The sequence below is a fragment of the Actibacterium ureilyticum genome (assembly GCF_002285435.1).
GTDB lineage: Bacteria > Pseudomonadota > Alphaproteobacteria > Rhodobacterales > Rhodobacteraceae > Actibacterium_C > Actibacterium_C ureilyticum.
This window is the reverse complement of record NZ_NSBT01000037.1, coordinates 730,370-748,276: the sequence shown is the minus strand read 5'-3', so window position 1 is coordinate 748,276 and position 17,907 is coordinate 730,370. Positions and strand designations below refer to the sequence as shown.

22 protein-coding genes are annotated in these 17,907 nt (G+C 64.7%); 19 read left to right on the top strand and 3 right to left on the bottom strand.

The window, feature by feature from the left end; genetic code table 11:
- The first annotated feature begins 16 nt into the window (after positions 1–16).
- The 3 genes from CLM60_RS16670 (at position 17) to CLM60_RS16660 (ending at position 3,065) form a co-directional block, all read left to right on the top strand.
- Positions 17–994 carry a Bug family tripartite tricarboxylate transporter substrate binding protein gene (locus tag CLM60_RS16670; RefSeq protein ID WP_095590752.1) on the top strand — a complete coding sequence of 326 codons (978 nt, stop codon included), beginning with the start codon at positions 17–19 and terminating at the stop codon, positions 992–994.
- A gap of 85 nt (positions 995–1,079) precedes the next feature.
- Entirely contained in the window at positions 1,080–1,511 is a 432-nt protein-coding gene (locus tag CLM60_RS16665; RefSeq protein WP_095590227.1) for a tripartite tricarboxylate transporter TctB family protein, read from the top strand.
- Between the two features lie 15 nt (positions 1,512–1,526).
- Complete coding sequence (locus CLM60_RS16660; RefSeq protein ID WP_095590226.1) at positions 1,527–3,065, top strand: tripartite tricarboxylate transporter permease; 1,539 nt, start codon at positions 1,527–1,529, stop codon at positions 3,063–3,065.
- Between the two features lie 52 nt (positions 3,066–3,117).
- Here the strand turns inward: CLM60_RS16660 and CLM60_RS16655 are convergent, their stop codons facing one another.
- Positions 3,118–3,393: a type 2 periplasmic-binding domain-containing protein gene (locus CLM60_RS16655; RefSeq protein ID WP_095590225.1), complete on the bottom strand. Its 276-nt coding sequence runs from the start codon at positions 3,391–3,393 to the stop codon at positions 3,118–3,120.
- Positions 3,394–3,416: 23 nt separating this feature from the next.
- Between CLM60_RS16655 and CLM60_RS16650 the strand changes: the two genes are divergently transcribed.
- The 3 genes from CLM60_RS16650 to CLM60_RS16640 are packed head-to-tail and all read left to right on the top strand — an operon-like array spanning position 3,417 to position 5,870.
- Positions 3,417–3,815, top strand: coding sequence for a hypothetical protein (locus CLM60_RS16650; RefSeq protein WP_176473912.1), 399 nt, complete (start codon positions 3,417–3,419; stop codon positions 3,813–3,815).
- A 1-nt stretch (position 3,816) separates the two neighbouring features.
- Positions 3,817–5,175 (top strand): amidase family protein, encoded by a 1,359-nt coding sequence (locus CLM60_RS16645; protein ID WP_095590224.1) that lies wholly within the window; start codon positions 3,817–3,819, stop codon positions 5,173–5,175.
- Positions 5,172–5,870 (top strand): DsbA family protein, encoded by a 699-nt coding sequence (locus CLM60_RS16640; protein ID WP_095590223.1) that lies wholly within the window; start codon positions 5,172–5,174, stop codon positions 5,868–5,870. The genes CLM60_RS16645 and CLM60_RS16640 overlap by 4 nt, the downstream gene beginning before the upstream one ends.
- Here the strand turns inward: CLM60_RS16640 and CLM60_RS16635 are convergent.
- Both CLM60_RS16635 and fdxA read right to left on the bottom strand, forming a co-directional pair.
- Positions 5,860–6,657: a ferredoxin--NADP reductase gene (locus CLM60_RS16635; protein WP_095590222.1), complete on the bottom strand. Its 798-nt coding sequence runs from the start codon at positions 6,655–6,657 to the stop codon at positions 5,860–5,862. The two genes, CLM60_RS16640 and CLM60_RS16635, sit on opposite strands and share 11 nt — an antisense overlap.
- Before the next feature lie 10 nt (positions 6,658–6,667).
- Entirely contained in the window at positions 6,668–7,009 is a 342-nt protein-coding gene (fdxA, locus tag CLM60_RS16630; protein ID WP_095590221.1) for a ferredoxin FdxA, read from the bottom strand.
- Positions 7,010–7,134: 125 nt separating this feature from the next.
- On the opposite strand from fdxA, the gene CLM60_RS16625 reads away from it, so the two are divergent.
- From CLM60_RS16625 to CLM60_RS16565, 13 genes are all read left to right on the top strand, one after another.
- Positions 7,135–7,425, top strand: a complete 291-nt coding sequence (locus tag CLM60_RS16625) for a DUF971 domain-containing protein (protein ID WP_095590220.1) — start codon at positions 7,135–7,137, stop codon at positions 7,423–7,425.
- 60 nt (positions 7,426–7,485) lie between these two features.
- Positions 7,486–9,228: a fumarate reductase/succinate dehydrogenase flavoprotein subunit gene (locus tag CLM60_RS16620; protein WP_095590219.1), complete on the top strand. Its 1,743-nt coding sequence runs from the start codon at positions 7,486–7,488 to the stop codon at positions 9,226–9,228.
- Positions 9,229–9,242: 14 nt separating this feature from the next.
- On the top strand, positions 9,243–9,485 hold the full coding sequence (locus CLM60_RS16615; protein WP_095590218.1) for a 4Fe-4S dicluster domain-containing protein: 243 nt from the start codon (positions 9,243–9,245) through the stop codon (positions 9,483–9,485).
- Positions 9,486–9,492: 7 nt separating this feature from the next.
- A complete protein-coding gene (locus CLM60_RS16610) occupies positions 9,493–10,446 on the top strand; it encodes a HEAT repeat domain-containing protein (RefSeq protein WP_095590217.1) in 954 nt (317 codons plus the stop codon).
- A 310-nt stretch (positions 10,447–10,756) separates the two neighbouring features.
- Positions 10,757–12,127: an ABC transporter substrate-binding protein gene (locus tag CLM60_RS16605; RefSeq protein ID WP_095590216.1), complete on the top strand. Its 1,371-nt coding sequence runs from the start codon at positions 10,757–10,759 to the stop codon at positions 12,125–12,127.
- An 83-nt stretch (positions 12,128–12,210) separates the two neighbouring features.
- On the top strand, positions 12,211–13,098 hold the full coding sequence (locus CLM60_RS16600) for an ABC transporter permease (RefSeq protein WP_176473911.1): 888 nt from the start codon (positions 12,211–12,213) through the stop codon (positions 13,096–13,098).
- Positions 13,098–13,763, top strand: a complete 666-nt coding sequence (locus tag CLM60_RS16595) for a hypothetical protein (RefSeq protein WP_095590215.1) — start codon at positions 13,098–13,100, stop codon at positions 13,761–13,763. The genes CLM60_RS16600 and CLM60_RS16595 overlap by 1 nt, the downstream gene beginning before the upstream one ends.
- A complete protein-coding gene (locus CLM60_RS16590; protein ID WP_095590214.1) occupies positions 13,756–14,592 on the top strand; it encodes an ABC transporter ATP-binding protein in 837 nt (278 codons plus the stop codon). The genes CLM60_RS16595 and CLM60_RS16590 overlap by 8 nt, the downstream gene beginning before the upstream one ends.
- Positions 14,589–15,179 carry an SCO family protein gene (locus CLM60_RS16585; RefSeq protein ID WP_095590213.1) on the top strand — a complete coding sequence of 197 codons (591 nt, stop codon included), beginning with the start codon at positions 14,589–14,591 and terminating at the stop codon, positions 15,177–15,179. The genes CLM60_RS16590 and CLM60_RS16585 overlap by 4 nt, the downstream gene beginning before the upstream one ends.
- On the top strand, positions 15,176–15,607 hold the full coding sequence (locus CLM60_RS16580; protein ID WP_095590212.1) for a copper chaperone PCu(A)C: 432 nt from the start codon (positions 15,176–15,178) through the stop codon (positions 15,605–15,607). The genes CLM60_RS16585 and CLM60_RS16580 overlap by 4 nt, the downstream gene beginning before the upstream one ends.
- On the top strand, positions 15,597–16,172 hold the full coding sequence (locus CLM60_RS16575) for a c-type cytochrome (protein ID WP_095590211.1): 576 nt from the start codon (positions 15,597–15,599) through the stop codon (positions 16,170–16,172). Before CLM60_RS16580 ends, CLM60_RS16575 begins: the two co-directional genes overlap by 11 nt.
- Positions 16,169–16,891, top strand: coding sequence for a Crp/Fnr family transcriptional regulator (locus CLM60_RS16570; RefSeq protein ID WP_095590210.1), 723 nt, complete (start codon positions 16,169–16,171; stop codon positions 16,889–16,891). Before CLM60_RS16575 ends, CLM60_RS16570 begins: the two co-directional genes overlap by 4 nt.
- Positions 16,888–17,892 carry a YeiH family protein gene (locus tag CLM60_RS16565; RefSeq protein ID WP_176473910.1) on the top strand — a complete coding sequence of 335 codons (1,005 nt, stop codon included), beginning with the start codon at positions 16,888–16,890 and terminating at the stop codon, positions 17,890–17,892. Before CLM60_RS16570 ends, CLM60_RS16565 begins: the two co-directional genes overlap by 4 nt.
- Positions 17,893–17,907: the final 15 nt, after the last annotated feature.

Here is a 17,907-nt window from a genome sequence, read left to right as displayed (position 1 = left end):
AAATGAGGAGGAAACCATGAAATTCACTGCAACCCGCGGCCTGATTGCCGCTGCCGTTCTGGGCCTGTCCGCTGTCGCGGCCCATGCCCAGGAAAACCCCGAATGCATCGCGCCCGCAAACCCGGGCGGTGGCTGGGATTTCACCTGTCGTCAGGTCGGCAAGTCGCTGCAGGATCTGGGGCTGATCGACAAGACCATGCAGGTCGTGAACCTGGCCGGCGGCGGCGGCGGCGTGGCCTTCGCCGAGGTCGTGAACAAGCGCGGCGATGACAACGACCTGATCGTTGCGGCCAGCTCGGCCACCGCGACGCGGTTGGCGCAGGGTGCCTATCCGGGCAATACGATGGAACAGGTGCGCTGGCTGGCCAGCATCGGCGCCGATTATGGCGTGATTGCCGTGGCGGCCGACAGCGCCGTGAACACGCTGCCCGAGCTGCTGGACGCGATCAAATCTGACCCGACATCGGTTTCCGTCGCGGGCGGCTCGGCCGTGGGCGGCTGGGACCACCTGAAGGTGCTGATCGCCGCCAATGCCTATGGCATCGACGATGTCCGGTCGGTCAAATACATCGCCTTTGACGGCGGTGGCGAGGCGGTGACCCAGCTTCTGGCCGGCTCGGTTCAGGCCTTCACCGGCGATATTTCCGAGGCTAAGGGCTTTGTCGATAGCGGCGATATCAAGGTCATCGCGGTCCTGTCGCCCGAGCGCCTGCCCGGTGAGTTCGCCGATTTCCCGACCGCCCGCGAACAGGGCGTGGATGCCATCGGCGCCAACTGGCGCGGCTTCTATGCGCCGGGCGGCATGTCGGACGCGGCCTATGACGCCTGGGTCCAGAAGGTCGGCGATCTTTATGCCAGCGATGCGTGGAAAGAGGTGATGGCCGCCAACGGTCTGGCGCCGCTGGACCTGCAGGGCGCGGCATTCCAAAGCTTCGTCGCGGAGTCGGTCGCGCAGATCCAGTCGATCTCGCGCGAGATCGGCATCATCAAATAACCCATCCCACTCACGGGACCTGTCGGTCGCTGCACCCGATACGTGGCGGCCGACGCTGACCCGACACCCGACAAGGAGATCCGCCATGAGCGATCGTATCTTCGGGGTCTTCGGTATTCTCCTCGCCATCGGCTTTGCGGTTGCAGCCCTCGCGATCGAGGAGAGCTTCCTGTCCGATGCCGTTGGCCCGAAAGCCTTCCCCCTGATCATTGCCGCCATCCTGGGCCTGTCATCCGCGGTGATCGCGTTCAGGCCCGATGTCGAGCCGGTCTGGCCACCGCTGGGGCGGCTGGCCGAGATCGCCGCCGCCGTGGTGGTGATGGTGCTGTATGCCCAGATGCTGCCCGTCGCGGGCTTTGTCATCGCGACCTTCTTCGCCGCCGCCTATCTGGCCTGGCGGCTGGGCTCGGGCCCGGTCGAATCCGTGCTGGTGGGACTGGGCACATCGGTCGGGATTTACGTGATCTTTCACCTGATACTGGGTCTGTCGCTGGCGCGCGGCCCGTTCGGGTTCTAGGGGCAGGGGGGCGATATGGAGCTTTTCGCATCACTGGGCGACGGCTTTGCCATCGCGCTGACATGGCAGAACATCCTGCTGGCGCTGCTGGGCTGTTTCCTGGGCACGATCATGGGCGCGCTGCCGGGGCTTGGTCCGTCGAACGGCGTGGCGATCCTGATCCCGCTGGCCTTTACCATGGGGCTGGGGGCGACACCGTCGCTGATCCTGCTGACCTCGGTCTATTATGGCGCGATGTATGGCGGGCGGATCTCGTCGATCCTGTTGAACATCCCCGGTGACGAACCGGCGATGATGACCTGTCTGGACGGCTATCCGATGGCCAAGAAGGGCTTCGCGGGCGAGGCATTGAGCCTGTCGGGCATCGCGTCCTTCGTCGGCGCCTTTCTGGCCACATGGGGCCTGATCCTGCTGGCGCCGCAGCTGGTCAAGATCGCGCTGCTCTTCGGCCCGGCAGAGTATTTCGCGCTGTTCGCGCTGGCCTTCATGACGCTGGGCGGGGTCAGTTCGACCAACCAGGCGAAATCGGCCTTTGCCGCGGCGCTTGGCCTGGGGCTGGCGACGATCGGGGTCGATACCCAGACCGGCGTGCCGCGCTTCACCTTTGGCGAGGTGCATCTGTATGACGGGCTGGATTTCCTGGTGGCGATTGTCGGCCTCTTTGCCCTGTCCGAGGTGTTCATCTTTCTGGAAACCCGCCATGGCGGATCGGATGCCGAGGGCCACAAGCTGAAGATCGGCAAGCTTTACCCGCCGATGTCGATGATCAAGGCCTGCACGCCCACCATGCTGCGGACCTCGGTCCTGGGATTCATCGCGGGGGTGCTGCCCGGCGCGGGCGCCTCGCTGGGGTCGTTCATCAGCTATTCGATGGAAAAGCGGCTGGTCGACAAGGACGGCACCTTTGGCACCGGCGATCCGCGTGGCGTGGCCGCGCCCGAGGCAGGCAACAACGCCGCTGCCGGCGGTGCGCTGGTGCCGATGCTGGCGCTGGGCGTGCCGGGGTCGGGCACCACGGCGGTGCTGCTGGCGGTGCTGCTGGCGCTGAACATCACGCCGGGGCCGCTGCTGTTCACGCAGAACCCCGATGTGGTCTGGGGCCTGATCGCGGCGCTGTTCATCGCAAATTTCATGCTGCTGGCGATGAACATCCCGATGGTGGGGCTGTTCACGCGGGTGCTGATGGTGCCGTCGCGGATCCTGATGCCCATCGTGGCGATGGTCAGCTTCGTGGGGATCTATGGCATCTCTGGCTCCAGCTTCGATCTGCTGGTGATGATCGGCTTTGGCGTGATGGGCTGGGTCCTGCGTAAGCTGGACGTGCCGCTGGTGCCGATCATCCTGGGCACGCTGTTGGGCAATTCGATGGAAAACAACCTGCGCCGTGCGGTGACCATCGACAATGGCAACTGGTGGACGCTGGTCGACAGCCCGCTGTCGATTGCGCTGTGGGCCATCGCGCTGGTGGGGTTTGTCCTGCCGCTGATCGTGGGCGCACGGGTCAAGGCGCGGATGCATGCCCGCCGCGACACCGAGGGCGCGATCAGCGACTGAGGCATCGAGCCGTTACCGGTCCGGGCCGCGCATGGCCCGGGCCGGACGCCCCCTAGCCCGGGGCGCCGTCGAACCGACTGACCAGCTTGTCGGTGATCTGTTGGGCAAAGCGCGCCGCCGCAACCGACAGGGTCCGCCCCCGCAGTTGCACGACATAAAGCGACCCGTCATACCGGTTGGGCACGCTGACCGGCAGGCTGACCAGCGAGGATTCCATCTCTTCCGGCGGGACGCCGATTTCCAGCTCGAACGCGATGGTATGACGGCGCGCGGCGAAGTTGCGCAGCAGGACATAGCTGTCGGCCTCGACCGCGGGGCGCAGCTTCATCGAGATCCGATTGGCATAACGTCATGGAAAAGCGCGGCTATCCGACCTGGGATGTGGGCGTGGTGATGAACGAATTCGCCGAAGCCTATCCCGATTATGTCGAGAAGTTCATCGCCGCCGAATGCGAGGGGATCGATTACTGGATCTCGAACCCGGCCGAGACCGCCAAGATCATCGCCGAAGAGCTGGAACTGGCGCTGGAAGACGCCACGCGGATGATGCGCGGGACCGAGATGGTGCCGTGCGAAAAGCAGCTGACCGGCCAGTATATCGGCACGTCCGAGGCCCGCGGCGGGTTTGTCGATACGCTGGTGGCGACCTCGGAATTTCTGGTCAGCCAGGAACGCCTGCCCGAGGCACCAAGCCGCGAAACCTTCGAAAGCTTCCTGCATCCCGAATACCTGGAAGCGGTCGTCAAATAACATGACAGGCACGATGGACATGGGCATGGGCGCGTTGCGGCGCGCCTATGCCAGCGGCGCGACGACCGTGCGGGCCACGGTCGAGGCGGCTTTGGCGCGATTGGGCGATGCCGATCAGGACGCGGTCTGGATCTCGACCGCCGACCGCGCGCGCATCCTGGCCGAGGCTGATGCGCTGGATGCCAGGCGCGGCCAGATGGCCGATCTGCCGCTTTACGGCACGCTCTTTTCGGTCAAGGACAATATCGATGTGGGCGCTATGGCGACCACCGCCGCCTGTCCGGCCTTCGCCTATCGCGCGCCGCGCGATGCCACGGTGGTGGCGCGGGCGCGGGCGGCCGGGGCGATCTGTCTGGGCAAGACCAACATGGACCAGTTCGCCACCGGGCTGGTCGGCACCCGGTCGCCCCATGGCACCCCAACCAACCCGTTCAACCCCGCCGCCATCCCGGGCGGGTCATCGTCGGGCGCGGGGGTGTCGGTGTCGACCGGCATCGTCAGCTTAGCCTTCGGCACCGATACCGGCGGGTCGGGGCGCATCCCGGCCAGCTATAACGGCATCTGGGGCCTGAAGCCCGCGCCGGGGGATTGGAGCCGGGCCGGGCTGGTCTATGCCTGTCGCAGCTTCGACACGCCCACGGTCTTTGCCGCGACGCTGGACGATGTCTGCGCCGTCGATGCGGTCGTGCGCGGGCGCGACCCCGCAGATGGCTTTAGCCAGACCATCACGCGCGCTCCGGCCCGCGCGCCGCGCATCGCCGTGCCCGAGCGGATCGAGACCTTCGGCGATGACGGGGTGGCGGCGCTGTATGACGGGCTGCGCGGGGCGTTGGGCGATGTGGGCACGGTCGATCTGGACCGGTTCCGCGCGATCAACGATCTGATGTTCTTCGGGCCGTTCCTGTCGGAGCGCGATGTCGCGGTGGGGGAATTCATCGCGGCGCATCCCGATGGCTGCGATCCGGTGGTGCGCGATCTGGTGCTGTCCAGCCGCAAGTTCACCGCCGCCGATGCCTATCGCGCGCAATACGCGGTGGCCGATTGCCGCGCCGCGCTGGCCCCGTTCTGGGACGCGCATGACGTGTTGCTGACGCCCACCGTGGGGCGGATCGTGACCCGCCAGATGGTGGCTGACGACCCGCTGGGGCCGAATTTCGGCAATGGGTACTATACCAATTTCGCCAACCCGCTGGGGCTGGCCGCGATCTCGGCCCCCGTGGGGCGGGCGCCTTGTGGGACGCCCTGGGGGGTGACGCTTTATGCGTTGCCGGAACGGATGGAGACATTGATCGCCGCCGCACGCGGGATCGTATTCCGACCCGCCCGTGCGGCGGAAGAGTTGACGGGAGAAGACCCATGATCAGATCGACATGCCTGGCCCTTGCCCTGCTGCTGGCGGGTCCGGGTGCGCGTGCCGAAACCGACGGGTTCGACGCGCGCGTGCGGGCCTATCTTCTGGCCAATCCCGAAGTGATCCTGGAAGCGTTGGAGGTTCTGTCCAAGCGCGAGGCGCAAGCCGCTTTGGAACAGAAGCTGGCGGGTTTTCCCGGGCTGTTCACCGACCCGCCCCGTCACGGGCTGGGCGCGCCCGATGCGCCGGTTCGCGTGATCGAGTTCTTCGATTACAAATGCGCGCCCTGCAAGGCGATGCACCCCAAGCTGGTGCAACTGGTGGCCGACAACCCCGATCTGCGGATCGAGATGCGACACCTGCCCATCCTGTCGCCCGCATCCGAACGCGCGGCGCGCTTTGCGCTGGCGACCCGCGCGGTGGCGGGGGCGGATGCCTATGACCGGGTGCATGACCGCTTGTGGTCCCTGCGCGGGCCGATGAACGCGGCGGGGTTTGCCCGCATTGCCGCCGACGAGGGGCTGGATTTCGACGCCATCGCGGCACAGATGGACAGCGACGCGATCACCGCGCGGATCACCCATAACCGCGATGTTGCCATCGCGCTGGAGATCCTGGGCACGCCCGCCTTCGTGACGCCGGGATCGGTGCGGTTCGGCCAGTCCGATATCGACGATCTGGCCGCGCTGTGGCTCAGTCGATGAACGCTTTTTCGACCACGAAATGACGGGGCGCGGAATTCGCGCCTTCTTCCAGCCCATGTGCCTCGCACAGCGCCATGATGTCCTTGTTCAGCGCCAGGTTGCCGCAGATCATCACCCGGTCGTCCTCGGCATTCCACGCGGGCAGGTCCAGCGCCCGGAACACCCGGCCATCGCGGATATGGTCGCTGATCCGGCCTTCGATGGCCGAAGGTTCCCGGGTCGTTGTGGGATAGTATTTCAGCTTGTCGCCCACCAGCTCGCCGATCAGCGGGTCCTGCGGCAGGGCGTCGATGATTTCGGCGCCATAGGCCAGTTCGCCGTTCGTCCGGCAGGTATGGGCAACAATCACCTGATCGTAGTTTTCCCAGGTTTCCGGATCACGCAGAAGCGAGGCAAAGGGCGCAATCCCGGTCCCGGTGCAGATCATCCACAACCGTTTTCCCGGCAGCAGGGCATCCAGAACCAGCGTGCCCACCGGCTTGGGCCGCAGGATGATCTGGTCGCCCGGCGCGATCTTTTGCAGCCGGCTGGTCAGGGGGCCGTCGGGCACCTTGATCGAATAGAATTCCAGCGTGTCATCCCACGAAGGCGAGGCGATGGAATAGGCCCTGAGGAGCGGCTTGCCGTCCTCTTTCAGCAGCCCGATCATCACGAATTCCCCCGACCGGAAGCGCAGCGTTTGCGGGCGCGTGACGCGAAAGGAAAACAGCGTGTCGGTCCAGTGGCGGACATCGGTCACGGTCTGGGCGTCGGGCAGGATCTTGGCTTTTGCGGTCTGGATGTTCATCGCGGGTTCCTCAGGCGGCTTGGGGGGCGGGGTTTTCGGAAAAATGGCTGTCCAGCTTGTCCGCCGTACCGTCCAGGGCATCGGCCGTGGGCAGCGGCTCTTTCGATTCCAGGATGACCGGCCAGGCCTCGGAATATTTGCGGTTGAAATCGACCCAGGGGCCCATCCCGTCCTCGGTATCGGCGCGGATCGCGTCGGCGGGGCATTCGGGTTCACAGACCCCACAATCGATGCATTCGTCGGGATGGATCACCAGCATGTTCTCGCCCTCGTAGAAACAATCCACCGGGCAGACATCCACACAGTCGGTGTATTTGCAGGCAATGCAGTTGTCGGTGACGACATAGGTCATGATAGCGCTCCGTTCCTGTTCCCCTGCAGATGTGCCGCAACGCAGAATCGCTGTCCGCAAACTAATTGCTATTGCCGCCCCGGGGTTTGCGCGACGCTGCGGGGAACCAATGACGGAGCGTGCATATGATCGACACCCTGGCCCCAAGCGATGACGCGGCCTTTCTGAATGTCACCTGGCAGGCGGGCGGTCACAGCGCGCTGCCCGCCGATATGCTGCGCCGCGCGGCGCGCGATGCCTGGACCCGGCGCGAGCTGATCGACCATGGCGAAGTGCGGGTAAAGGACGGTATCCGCATCACCGGCGTCTATCCGGTCGGGGCCTTCGGCGTGAACGTGCATTTTTCCGACGGGCACGAAAAGGCGATCTATCCGTTTCCGTATCTGCGCGAACTTTCGCGGCACATTGACAAGTAATTGACATTGGGTCGCTGCGCTGCGGCGCAGACTGATCCCAGCCAGATGGAGAGTCGAGCAATGGACGAAATTTTGGATGGCCTGACACAGATCGACTGTGACATCCTGGTCATCGGCGGCGGGACAGCCGGACCGATGGCGGCGCTGAAAGCCAAGAAGAAGAACCCGAACGCCAATGTCGTCCTGCTGGACAAGGCGAATGTGAAACGCTCGGGCGCGATTTCGATGGGGATGGACGGGCTGAACAACTCTGTCATTCCCGGCTATGCCACGCCCGAGCAATACACCAAGGAAATCACCATCGCCAATGACGGTATCTGCGATCAGGCGGCCGTCTATCGCTATGCCCAGGAATGCTATGGCATCATTCAGGAACTGGACAGCTTCGGCATCCGGTTCCAGAAGGACCAGAACGGCGAATACGACGTCAAGAAGGTGCACCATATCGGCACCTATGTGCTGCCGATGCCCAATGGCGACACGGTGAAAAAGGCGCTGTATCGCCAGCTGCGCAAGGCGCGGATCAACATCATCAACCGTTACATGGCCACGCGCATGTTGACGGGCGAGGGGCGGGTGGCCGGTGCCGTCTGCGTCAACACCCGCAGCGCGGAATTCCTGGTGGTGCGCGCCAAGGCGGTGATCATGGGGTTGGGTGCGGCGGGGCGTCTGGGCCTGCCGACCAGCGGGTATCTTTATGGCACGTATGAGAACGCGTCGAACTCGGGCGAGGGGTATGCGATGGCCTATCACGCGGGGGCTGGGCTGGCGAACCTGGAATGCTATCAGATCAACCCGCTGATCAAGGATTACAACGGTCCGGCCTGCGCCTATGTCGCGGGGCCGATGGGCGGCTATACCGCCAACGCCAAGGGCGAACGCTTCATCGAATGCGACTATTGGTCGGGCCAGATGATGCAGGAATTCTTTGACGAGCTGCAGGGCGGCAAGGGGCCTGTTTACCTGAAGCTGAACCACCTGGCCGAGGAAACCATCAGCGAGATCGAGCGCGTTCTGCACATCGTGGAACGCCCCACGCGCGGCCATTTCCACGCCGGGCGCGGCACCGATTACCGCAAGCAGATGATCGAGATGCATATCTCGGAAATCGGGTTCTGCTCGGGCCATTCGGCCAGCGGCGTCTTTGTCGACGAGCATGCGCGCACCACCATCCCCGGGCTTTACGCGGCGGGCGACATGGCGAACGTGCCGCACAATTATATGCTGGGCGCCTTTACCAATGGGGCCTTTGCCGGGCTGGATGCGGCTGATTTCATCGCCGATGTGGATTACGCCAGTTTCGACGCGGGCGAGGTCGAGGCCGAGCGCACCCGCGTTCTGGCCCCCACCAAACGCGACGATGGCATCCCGCCCAATCAGATCGAATACAAGACCCGCCGTCTTGTGAACGACTATCTGCAACCCCCTAAAGTTACAGCGAAAATGGAGCTGGCGCAAAAGCGGTTCGAAGAGGTCCGCGAGGATATGGAGCAGGGCATGTATGTGCGCGACGCGCACGAACTGATGCGCGCGCTCGAAGCCTCGACCATCCTGGATTGCGCCGACATGGCGGCGGCGGCCTCGCTTTACCGCACCGAAAGCCGCTGGGGTCTCTATCACAACCGGGTCGAATACGACCGCGACGATGAAAACTGGTTCTGCCACACGATCCTGACCAAGGGCGAAGATGGCAAACCGGCCCATCGCAAGCAGGATGTGAAGCCCTATGTCGTCGAAATCGCCGAGGACGAGAAAGACGCCTATTACAAGCAACGCGTCGGCGCCTCGGTCGCCGCGGAATAACAAGGAGCAGACGCATGCCTCTCGCCCAAACCGCCACGACCGTTCCGGTGACCGTCAATGACGATCTGTGCATCGCCGACAAGGGCTGCACCGTTTGCGTGGATGTCTGCCCGCTGGACGTGCTGCGCATCGCCGAATCCGAGGACGGCAGCAAGACCGCGTATATGAAATACGACGAATGCTGGTACTGCATGCCGTGCGAGGCCGACTGCCCCACGGGCGCGGTCACCGTCAACCTTCCCTATCTGCTGAAGTGATCCGACCATGAGCGCCTTGTTCGAAGAATTCGACGATATTGCCGACCTGGCCGAGGGGCTGGACGATGCCGATCCCGGCACGCGGATCATGGCGGTGATCGATCTGGCCGACAGCGCCGATCCCGCCGCGATCCCCTATCTGGCGCGCGCGATTGCCGACGCGGATGCCGGGGTGCGCAAACAGGCGGCACAGGCGCTGACCGATTTCGACGGGCCGGAAACGGCCGCCGCGCTGGTATCGGCCCTGACCGATAGCGACCCGGCGGTCATTGCCGCCGCCGCGACCAGCCTGACCGAATTGAAAGACCCTGCCGCGGGCGATGCGATCCTGCCGCATCTGGGGGATACGGACGAAACGAAGCTGTCGGCGTGCCTAGCCGGGATCAAGGAATTGCGCCGCCCCGAGGCGATGGCGCCCGCCACTGCCGCGCTGGCGCATGCCGCGCCGGGGGTGCGTATCCAGGCCGTGGGCGTAATCGGCTGGCTTCAGGACGAGGCCGCCTTGCCCGCCCTGCAAGGGGCGGCCGCCGATGCCGATGTTCAGGTGCGCCGCACCGCCATCGCGGCGCTGGGCTTCTCGAAATCTCAGGCCGCGCGCACGGCCCTGATAGCGGCCTTGTCCGATCCAGAATGGATCGTGCGCGAGGCCGCGGCCGAAACCCTGGCCAAATCCGGTGACGCCAGTTGCATCGCCGCCCTGCGCAACGCGCTGGAGGACGAATACTGGCAGGTCCGGCTGAAGGCGGTGCGTTCGCTGGGCAAGCTGGGCGCGGCCGAGGCGGCGCTTCAGATCGCGCCGATGATGGATATTCCGGTGCCGAACCTGCGCAAGGAATGCGCGGCGGTCCTGGGCGAGCTGGCGGTGGTCGAAACCGTCCCGTTCCTGGAGAAATACGCCGACGACACCGACCCGGATGTGCGCAAGAACGTGCGCTGGGCGTTGGGCCGTATCGCCGCCTGAGACCGGCCCGCGGGGCCGTCCGCTGCTTAAAAAACCACCTCTTCGGGATCGGTTCCGAAGGGGTGGTTTTTGCCCCTTGAATTCAATTTAAGCCATTGAAATTAAATAATAATATTTCAAATGATTCGGGCGAAAATTGATCCAGATCATGGCGCGCGCTTACCCAAGCGCAGCCGATTCTGCGCAAAAAACGTACAATCTGGAAAATCCCCGGCTTCGGTGCGGCGTTAACTTTTCAACCGGCCCTGCGCATGCGGGATACTGGTGGCGGGACTTACAGCCATACGCCCGAACCGACAGGAGTGAAGCCATGAGACATTTTGTAAGGAGTGCCATTCTCGCCACCGCATTGGTGCCGCTGGCCTCGACCGCCTTTGCCGAGAAAATCAAGATCGCCATCGGCCATCAGTCGATGTGCACCGACACCTATACCGCCGGGATCGTGATCAAGGAACTGGGTCTGCTGGAAAAGCACCTGCCGACCGATGGGAAATATGCCGACGCCGAATATGACATCAGCTGGGCCGATTACAGCTCGGGCGGGCCGATCACCAACCAGATGCTGGCCAACAAGCTGAACATCGGCGTGATGGGGGATTACCCGCTGATCGTGAACGGCGCGAAGTTCCAGGAAACCGACAGCCTGCGGTCGCTTTACGTGGCGGGCACCGGCTATAACCTCAAGGGGTCGGGCAACGCCATCGTGGTGCCGGTCGACAGCGACATCTATTCGATCGACCAACTCAAGGGCAAGGATGTGTCGACGCCCGTGGGCTCGGCCGCCTGGGGCACGCTGCTGAAGGCGATGCAGGACAACAATATCCCGACCGCCGAATACGCGCTGAAGAACCAGAGCCCGGCGGTGGGCGCCGCCAATATCGCCGCGGGCAAGATCGACGCGCATTCCGATTTCTGCCCCTGGTCGGAAATCATGGAATTCCGCGGCACGGGTCGCAAGATCTATGACGGGTCCGAGGCCGGGGTGCCATACCTGCACGGCGTGGTCGTGCGCGAGGATCTGGCCACTGAATACCCCGAGGTCGTGATCGCCTTCCTTGAGGCGGTGATCGACGCGGGCGCCTGGATCAAAGAGGACCCGATGCGCGCGGTGACCGAGATGGAAGGCTGGACCGGGGTCGAGAAAGAGGTTCTGTACCTTTACTTCTCGCAAGGCGGTCACCTGACGCTGGAACCGACGATCAAGGATGCCTGGGTCGATGCGCTGAAATTCGACCACGGGGTTCTGGTCAAGGAAAAGGCGATCCCGCCGCTCGATTTCGATGCCTGGATCACCGAGGACTATATCAAGGCCGCCTATTCCGAGATGGGCATGGACTATGCCGCCGACAAGGCGACGATGGTCGACCCGAAAGAGGCCAATGCCGGTCTGCCGATGGAGATCTGGCATGCGCGCGATGGCGTGTCGTCCTATCCGACCATGCCCGAGTTCCTGCGCGCGGTGGCCGAGATGCAGGGCACCGGCGCCAAGCTGAACGCCACTTATGTCTATGACAGCGAAACCGGCCTGAAACTGTTCGGCAAGACCGCGTTCTGGGTGCGGGCGGGCGACGATTACGCCACCTTCCTGCGCAAGGGCGAGGCCGAGGATTATGCCGCCGCGCATGAGGGCACCGTGGTCACCTTCGACGAAGCCATCGCGGACTTCGTGACCGAGGGCTAGGGGCACACCACTCCGGACCGACTGCCGGGGCGCGCGTCGATGACATCGCGCCCCGGCCCTTGCAAGCCAATTGGAAGCGAGCCATGGGGACAGCACTGAAGACACCCGAACCCGATGTGACCGCGCCGGACGCGGGCCACAGCCCGGGCCAGCCCCCCGCCCGCGAGGCGGACCGCGCGCCGATGCTGCCGCGCGTCACCCGCGCGCAGCTGGGGCATCTGGGGATCGTTGCGGCGTCATTGTCGCTGGGTGTGCTGCTGTGGCATATCGTGACCGCCATCAACCTGAATTTCTTCATCAACTTCGAAAACGTGCCGTCGCCCGCGCGGGTCTTTACGGCGTTCATGGGCCATATCCAGACCAGCATCTTCTGGACCCATATCGGCGTGTCGATGCGGCGCATCCTGATCAGCTTTTCGCTGGCCACGGTTCTGGGGATCGGTATCGGGCTGATCATGGGCCGGTCACGTTTGGCGCGGGCTTTCATAATGCCGTATATCGAGGTCATCCGCCCGATCCCCGCCGTGGCCTGGATCCCGCTGGCGATCCTGATGTGGCCGACCGAGGAAAGCTCGATCATCTATATCACCTTTCTGGGCGCGCTCTTTCCTATCGTGCTGAACACGCTGCACGGGGTCGAACAGACGCCCGAGGTCATGGTGCGCGCCGCACAGTCGCTGGGCGCCACCCGCGCGGCGGTGTTCCGCCATGTGGTGATCCCGGCAGCATTACCGTCCATCGCGGCGGGGCTGGCCATCGGCATGGGGGTCAGCTGGTTCTCGCTTCTGGCCGGAGAGATCATCTCGGGCCAGTACGGGATCGGCTATTTCACCTGGGATGCCTATAGCCTGATCAACTATCAGGACATTGTCGTCGGCATGCTGGTGATCGGCTTTCTGGGCACCGGTTCGACCGCCGCCGTGCGTCTGGTCACCCGTCCGATGCTGGCCTGGCAGAAGAGGACCCGGTGATGGCGGTGCTGTCGATCATCGGGGCCGAGATCCGGGCCAACTGGCGGCGGATGCTGGGGCAGGGGCTGCTGTTTGCGCTGTTGTTCCAGGTCTTGATGCTGGTTGCGCTGATGGTCCGGTTTCAGGCCCTGCCGAATTACATGACCGGCTATAACTGGCCCGCGAATGTGCTGCTGATCATCCGGTCCACGCCATCGATCAGCGACATGGCCCCGATCATCCGCGAGGAATGGCTGCTGGAGATCGGGCGCATGAATTACGACTATGGCACCGGGATTTCGGAATGGAGCCTGAACGTCATCCCCTCGCGTCTGGTGATCCTGACCGCGCTGGGGGCGCTGATGACCCTGTGCATGGCGCTGATGCGGCGTGAGGGGTGCTCGACCAGCCTGTCGGGCACGGTCCGGGCCACGACCGGGGTCGGCGCGATCCTGGTGGCCATGACCAACGCCACCATGAGCTGGGTCGTCTGCTGTGCCACGCCCACCTGGGTCGTGGGGCTGGCGATGCTGGGGCTGGGCGTGTCCAGTTCGCTGGCGCTGGAACGCATCGGCCCGGTCATGTCGCTTGCCGGTTTCGCACTGCTGGTCGCGATGATCTTTTTCCTGGCCTGGCGCCGTGTGCGGCAACGCATCGATCTGAAAGGAGCCCCGTTCAATGCTTGATGTGCTGAAATTCAAATCCCCCGACAAGGGATCGTCGCAGGGCAAGGGCCGGATCGAGGTGCGCGATGTCGCCATCACCTTTGGCAAGGGCGCCGATGCGCACCGCGCGGTCGAAACCACGCAGGTCCAGATCGAGGCCGGGCAGTTCGTCTGTATCCTTGGCCCGTCGGGCTGCGGGAAGTCCACGCTGCTGAACGCGATTGCGGGCTATGTGAACCCGACCGAGGGCGAGGTTCTGGTCGACGGCAAACGGGTTGAAAAGCCGGGCCCGGACCGGGGCATGGTGTTTCAGCAATATTCGCTGCTGCCGTGGAAGACGGTTTACGAAAACGTGGCCTTCGGGCCCAAAATGGCCGGGCATGGCCGGGTCGAGGCCGGATCGACCGCCAACACGTTTCTGGAACTGGTAGGGCTGAAGAAATTCGGCAACCGCTATCCGGCGGAACTGTCGGGCGGGATGCAGCAACGGGTGGGGATCGCGCGTGCGCTGGCCAATTACCCCTCGGTCCTGCTGATGGACGAACCCTTTGGCGCGCTGGATGCGCAGACCCGGCTGATGATGCAGGAAAGCCTGCTGGATATCTGGCGCAAGTTCGGCACCACGGTGGTGTTTGTCACCCATGACGTGGACGAGGCCGTGTTCCTGGCCGACCGTGTGCTGATCATGAGCGCCGCCCCCGGCCGGATCATCGAGGATGTGCAGATCGACCTGCCACGCCCCCGGTCGACCGACATGGCCTCCAGCGCGGAATACGTTCAGGCGCGCCAGTTCTGCCTGGACACGATCAAGGCCGAAAGCCGCAAGGCGTTCGAGAACCAGAATTCATGACCCGGGTGCTGGCATTCATGTTCTGCCTGCTGGCCGCGCCGCTGTGGGCGCAGGTGCAGGGTGTGGAGCTGGACGAGCCCGTCGCGTTGCCCGACTTCGCCTTTTCCAACGAGCTGGGCGAAAGCTTTACCCAAGCCGATCTGGACGGGCGCTGGACGCTGATCATGTTCGGCTTTCTGTCCTGTCCCGATGTCTGCCCCTTCACCATGGGCAATCTTGAAGCCGCCGTGTCGGAAACCGGCATGCGGGTGCGGCCCGACAACGTGCCGCAGGTGGTGTTCATCTCGGTCGATCCGGCGCGGGACGCCGAACATGTCAGTGACTATGCCAAGTTCTTCCACCCCGATTTCCGCAGCTTCACCGGTGCGCGGGATCAGATCGATACGTTGATCGAGGCGACGGACAGTTTCTATCGCCTGATGACGCCCGACCAGACCGGCTATTACGAGGTGCAGCACAGCGCCTCGGTCTCGGTCATCGCGCCCGACGGCACGCTGCGGGCAAAGCTGCAGCCGCCCTTCGATCCCGGGCTGACGGCCGAATTCCTGGCGCAGCTTCAGATCAAGTACCGAAAGGCCAGATCATGAGGGGGACGCTGTTTGCCGCGCTGCTGGCGGTCTGTCCGGGGCTGGCATGGGCCGGGGATCTGACCGTGTCCGACCCGGTCGTGCCGCTGGCGCCGCCGGGGCTGATGGCGCATTCGGCCTATATGACCCTGACCAATGCGGGCGATGTGCCGCGCACACTGGTCGGGGTGGCGGCGGATGGCTATGCGATGGCGCATATCCACCGCTCGGACGACAGCGGCGGGGTGGCCACGATGTCGGCGGTCGACGCGATCGCGATCGCGCCGGGCCAAAGCGTGACCTTCGCGCCGGGCGGGTTGCACGTCATGCTGATGCACCCCGCCGCGCCACAGGCCGAAGGCGACACTGTCACCCTGACGCTGCAATTCGCCAATGGCGAGGCGCTGCCGGTGACGGCCACGGTCCGGCGGTTGAAACATGGCTCTTAGGGCCGCTTTCTTACTGGTCGCGCTCTGCGGCGCAGCCCCGGCACGCGCCGATTTCGACGCCGAGGCTTTCCCGCCCTATGAACGCTGTGCGCTGTGTCATGGGCTGTTCGGCGTGTCGGCCAATGCGTGCTTTCCCAATCTGGGCGGGCAGGAGCCGGTCTATATCGACACACAGATACGTGCGTTTCTGGACGGGGACCGTCATAATGACGGCGGCCAGATGGTCGATATCGTGACCGAACTGAAACCCGAGGAGATCCCCGTGGTCGTCGAATGGTTTTCCACGCAAGCCCCGCCCGCGCCATCGGGCGACGGCAGCGCCGCGGGGCAGGCGGCCTTTGCCGCGCTGAATTGCGGCACCTGCCACGATGCCGCCGCGCGCTATATGGGGGTGCCGCATCTGACCTCGCAGCACGCGGGATACCTGGAAAAGCAGATGAAGGATTTCCGCGACGGGCGCCGTGGCACGCATGTGGGATGCCTGCCGCATGGGCCCATGATGCCCGAAAGCGATGCGGACATCGCGGCGATTGCCGCCTATCTGGCGTCGGTCCCGCGCCCATGATCGAAGACGACATGCCCGATGCCGGACCGGGCGCGATCTATCTGTCCGAGTATTTTCTGGAACTGAACGAGGGTGCGGGGTTCCTGAATGGTCTGTCCGAGGATGACCGCAAGACCGTGCGCAAACACGGCACGCGCTGTCGGATATCCAAGGGCGAAAGCGTCTTTCACCAGGGCGACGCGCATACCGGCGTCTGGGTGATCGAGGAAGGGCGCGTGCGCACCTTTTACACCGGCCCATCGGGGCGCGAGATCACGCTGGCCTATTGGTCCCCGGGCCATTTCGTTGGTGGGCCAGAGGTGTTCGGGCGTGGCCGGCATGTGTGGTCGGCCGATGCGCTGGAGGACAGCCAGCTGCTGTTCCTGTCGGGCACCAGCCTGCGCAAGCTGGTCCGCGAGGTGCCCGAGGTGGCGATTGCGGTGATCGACGGGCTGGTGGCCAAGGGCAAAAGCTATTCGGCGCTGATCCAGATGCTGGGCACCCGCACCGTGTCCGAACGGCTGCGGCAATTGCTGGTGATCCTGGCCGATGCCCATGGCCGCGAAGAGGGCGAGACCATTGTCGTCGACCGCACCCTGACCTATGAACAGATCGCGGCCATCGTGGGCGCGACACGGCAATGGGTGACACAGTCGCTGGACAAGCTGAAAGGCGCGGGCGTGCTGGAAATCACCCGGACCGAGATCATCATTCGCAACCTGGAAAGTCTGGAGGAATGAGCCGCACCGAGGCGACCGCGCGCCTGCCCGACCTGCGGGCCCGGGCGCAGGACCTGCTGCCGGGCTGCGCGGTGGTCGTGGTGATTGCGCTGGCGGCCTCGGCCATCGCGGCGCGCTATGACGCGCCGGTGATGCTGTTTGCGCTGCTGCTGGGCATGGCGATGTCGTTTCTGGGCGAAGATGATCGCCTGTCCGCCGGTATCCGCTTTGCCGCGGCGACCGGGCTGAAGCTGGGCGTGGCGCTGATGGGGCTGCGGGTGTCGTTCGACCTGGTGTTCGATCTGGGCGCGGCGCGGTTCGCGGTGATCGTGGGCGGCAGCGCCGCGACGCTTCTGCTGGGGCTGCTGGCGGGGCGCGCGCTGGGCTTTGGCCGGGCGCAATCGCTGATCGCCGCCGGGGCGGTCGCGATCTGTGGCGCCTCGGCCGCGCTGGCGCTGGCCTCGGTCACGCGGGAGTTTCGCGGCAAGGAGGATCACACCCTTCTGGTCATCATCACCGCTACAGCCCTGTCGACCTTCGCGATGGTGTTCTATCCCGTCCTGCTGGGCGCGCTTGGTTTTTCGCTGGCGGATGAGGGGGTGATCCTGGGCGCGTCGATTCACGATGTGGCCCAGGTGATCGGGGCGGGCTTTTCGGTGTCCGATATCACGGGCGAGACCGCGACCCTGGCCAAGATGACGCGGGTGGCGTTGTTGCCGGCGATCCTGCTGCTGGTGCCGGTGGGGGCCGGGCGCGGCGCGGGCCGGTTCGCCCTGCCGTGGTTCGTTCTGGCCTTTGTGGCGCTGATGGCGCTGAACCAGGTCGTCGCGGTGCCCGTGGCGGTGACGGATGCCAGCCGCACGGTGTCGACCGTGCTGCTGATCTGTGCGGTGGCCGCGCTGGGGCTGAACAGCGCCCCGCGCAAGCTGTTGCGCGCCAGCGGCCCGATCTTTGCCCTGATGTCGGGGCTGTCGCTGTGGCTGCTGGCCTGGGCGGCCATTGCCGTTTGGCTTCTGGCCTGAGTCGCGCGCGCGCCC

Bases quoted from the DNA above. Each gene is read 5' to 3' on its own strand.
- CLM60_RS16610 (WP_095590217.1), top strand. From the start codon at position 9,493: ATGAGCGCCTTGTTCGAAGAATTCGACGATATTGCCGACCTGGCCGAG.
- CLM60_RS16625 (WP_095590220.1), top strand. From the start codon at position 7,135: ATGATCGACACCCTGGCCCCAAGCGATGACGCGGCCTTTCTGAATGTC.
- CLM60_RS16595 (WP_095590215.1), top strand. From the start codon at position 13,098: ATGGCGGTGCTGTCGATCATCGGGGCCGAGATCCGGGCCAACTGGCGG.
- CLM60_RS16565 (WP_176473910.1), top strand. From the start codon at position 16,888: ATGAGCCGCACCGAGGCGACCGCGCGCCTGCCCGACCTGCGGGCCCGG.
- CLM60_RS16580 (WP_095590212.1), top strand. From the start codon at position 15,176: ATGAGGGGGACGCTGTTTGCCGCGCTGCTGGCGGTCTGTCCGGGGCTG.
- CLM60_RS16570 (WP_095590210.1), top strand. From the start codon at position 16,169: ATGATCGAAGACGACATGCCCGATGCCGGACCGGGCGCGATCTATCTG.
- CLM60_RS16665 (WP_095590227.1), top strand. From the start codon at position 1,080: ATGAGCGATCGTATCTTCGGGGTCTTCGGTATTCTCCTCGCCATCGGC.
- CLM60_RS16670 (WP_095590752.1), top strand. From the start codon at position 17: ATGAAATTCACTGCAACCCGCGGCCTGATTGCCGCTGCCGTTCTGGGC.
- CLM60_RS16605 (WP_095590216.1), top strand. From the start codon at position 10,757: ATGAGACATTTTGTAAGGAGTGCCATTCTCGCCACCGCATTGGTGCCG.
- CLM60_RS16620 (WP_095590219.1), top strand. From the start codon at position 7,486: ATGGACGAAATTTTGGATGGCCTGACACAGATCGACTGTGACATCCTG.
- CLM60_RS16575 (WP_095590211.1), top strand. From the start codon at position 15,597: ATGGCTCTTAGGGCCGCTTTCTTACTGGTCGCGCTCTGCGGCGCAGCC.
- CLM60_RS16635 (WP_095590222.1), bottom strand. From the start codon at position 6,657: ATGAACATCCAGACCGCAAAAGCCAAGATCCTGCCCGACGCCCAGACC.
- CLM60_RS16590 (WP_095590214.1), top strand. From the start codon at position 13,756: ATGCTTGATGTGCTGAAATTCAAATCCCCCGACAAGGGATCGTCGCAG.
- CLM60_RS16650 (WP_176473912.1), top strand. From the start codon at position 3,417: ATGGAAAAGCGCGGCTATCCGACCTGGGATGTGGGCGTGGTGATGAAC.
- CLM60_RS16655 (WP_095590225.1), bottom strand. From the start codon at position 3,393: ATGAAGCTGCGCCCCGCGGTCGAGGCCGACAGCTATGTCCTGCTGCGC.
- CLM60_RS16645 (WP_095590224.1), top strand. From the start codon at position 3,817: ATGACAGGCACGATGGACATGGGCATGGGCGCGTTGCGGCGCGCCTAT.
- CLM60_RS16585 (WP_095590213.1), top strand. From the start codon at position 14,589: ATGACCCGGGTGCTGGCATTCATGTTCTGCCTGCTGGCCGCGCCGCTG.
- CLM60_RS16660 (WP_095590226.1), top strand. From the start codon at position 1,527: ATGGAGCTTTTCGCATCACTGGGCGACGGCTTTGCCATCGCGCTGACA.
- CLM60_RS16600 (WP_176473911.1), top strand. From the start codon at position 12,211: ATGGGGACAGCACTGAAGACACCCGAACCCGATGTGACCGCGCCGGAC.
- fdxA (WP_095590221.1), bottom strand. From the start codon at position 7,009: ATGACCTATGTCGTCACCGACAACTGCATTGCCTGCAAATACACCGAC.
- CLM60_RS16615 (WP_095590218.1), top strand. From the start codon at position 9,243: ATGCCTCTCGCCCAAACCGCCACGACCGTTCCGGTGACCGTCAATGAC.
- CLM60_RS16640 (WP_095590223.1), top strand. From the start codon at position 5,172: ATGATCAGATCGACATGCCTGGCCCTTGCCCTGCTGCTGGCGGGTCCG.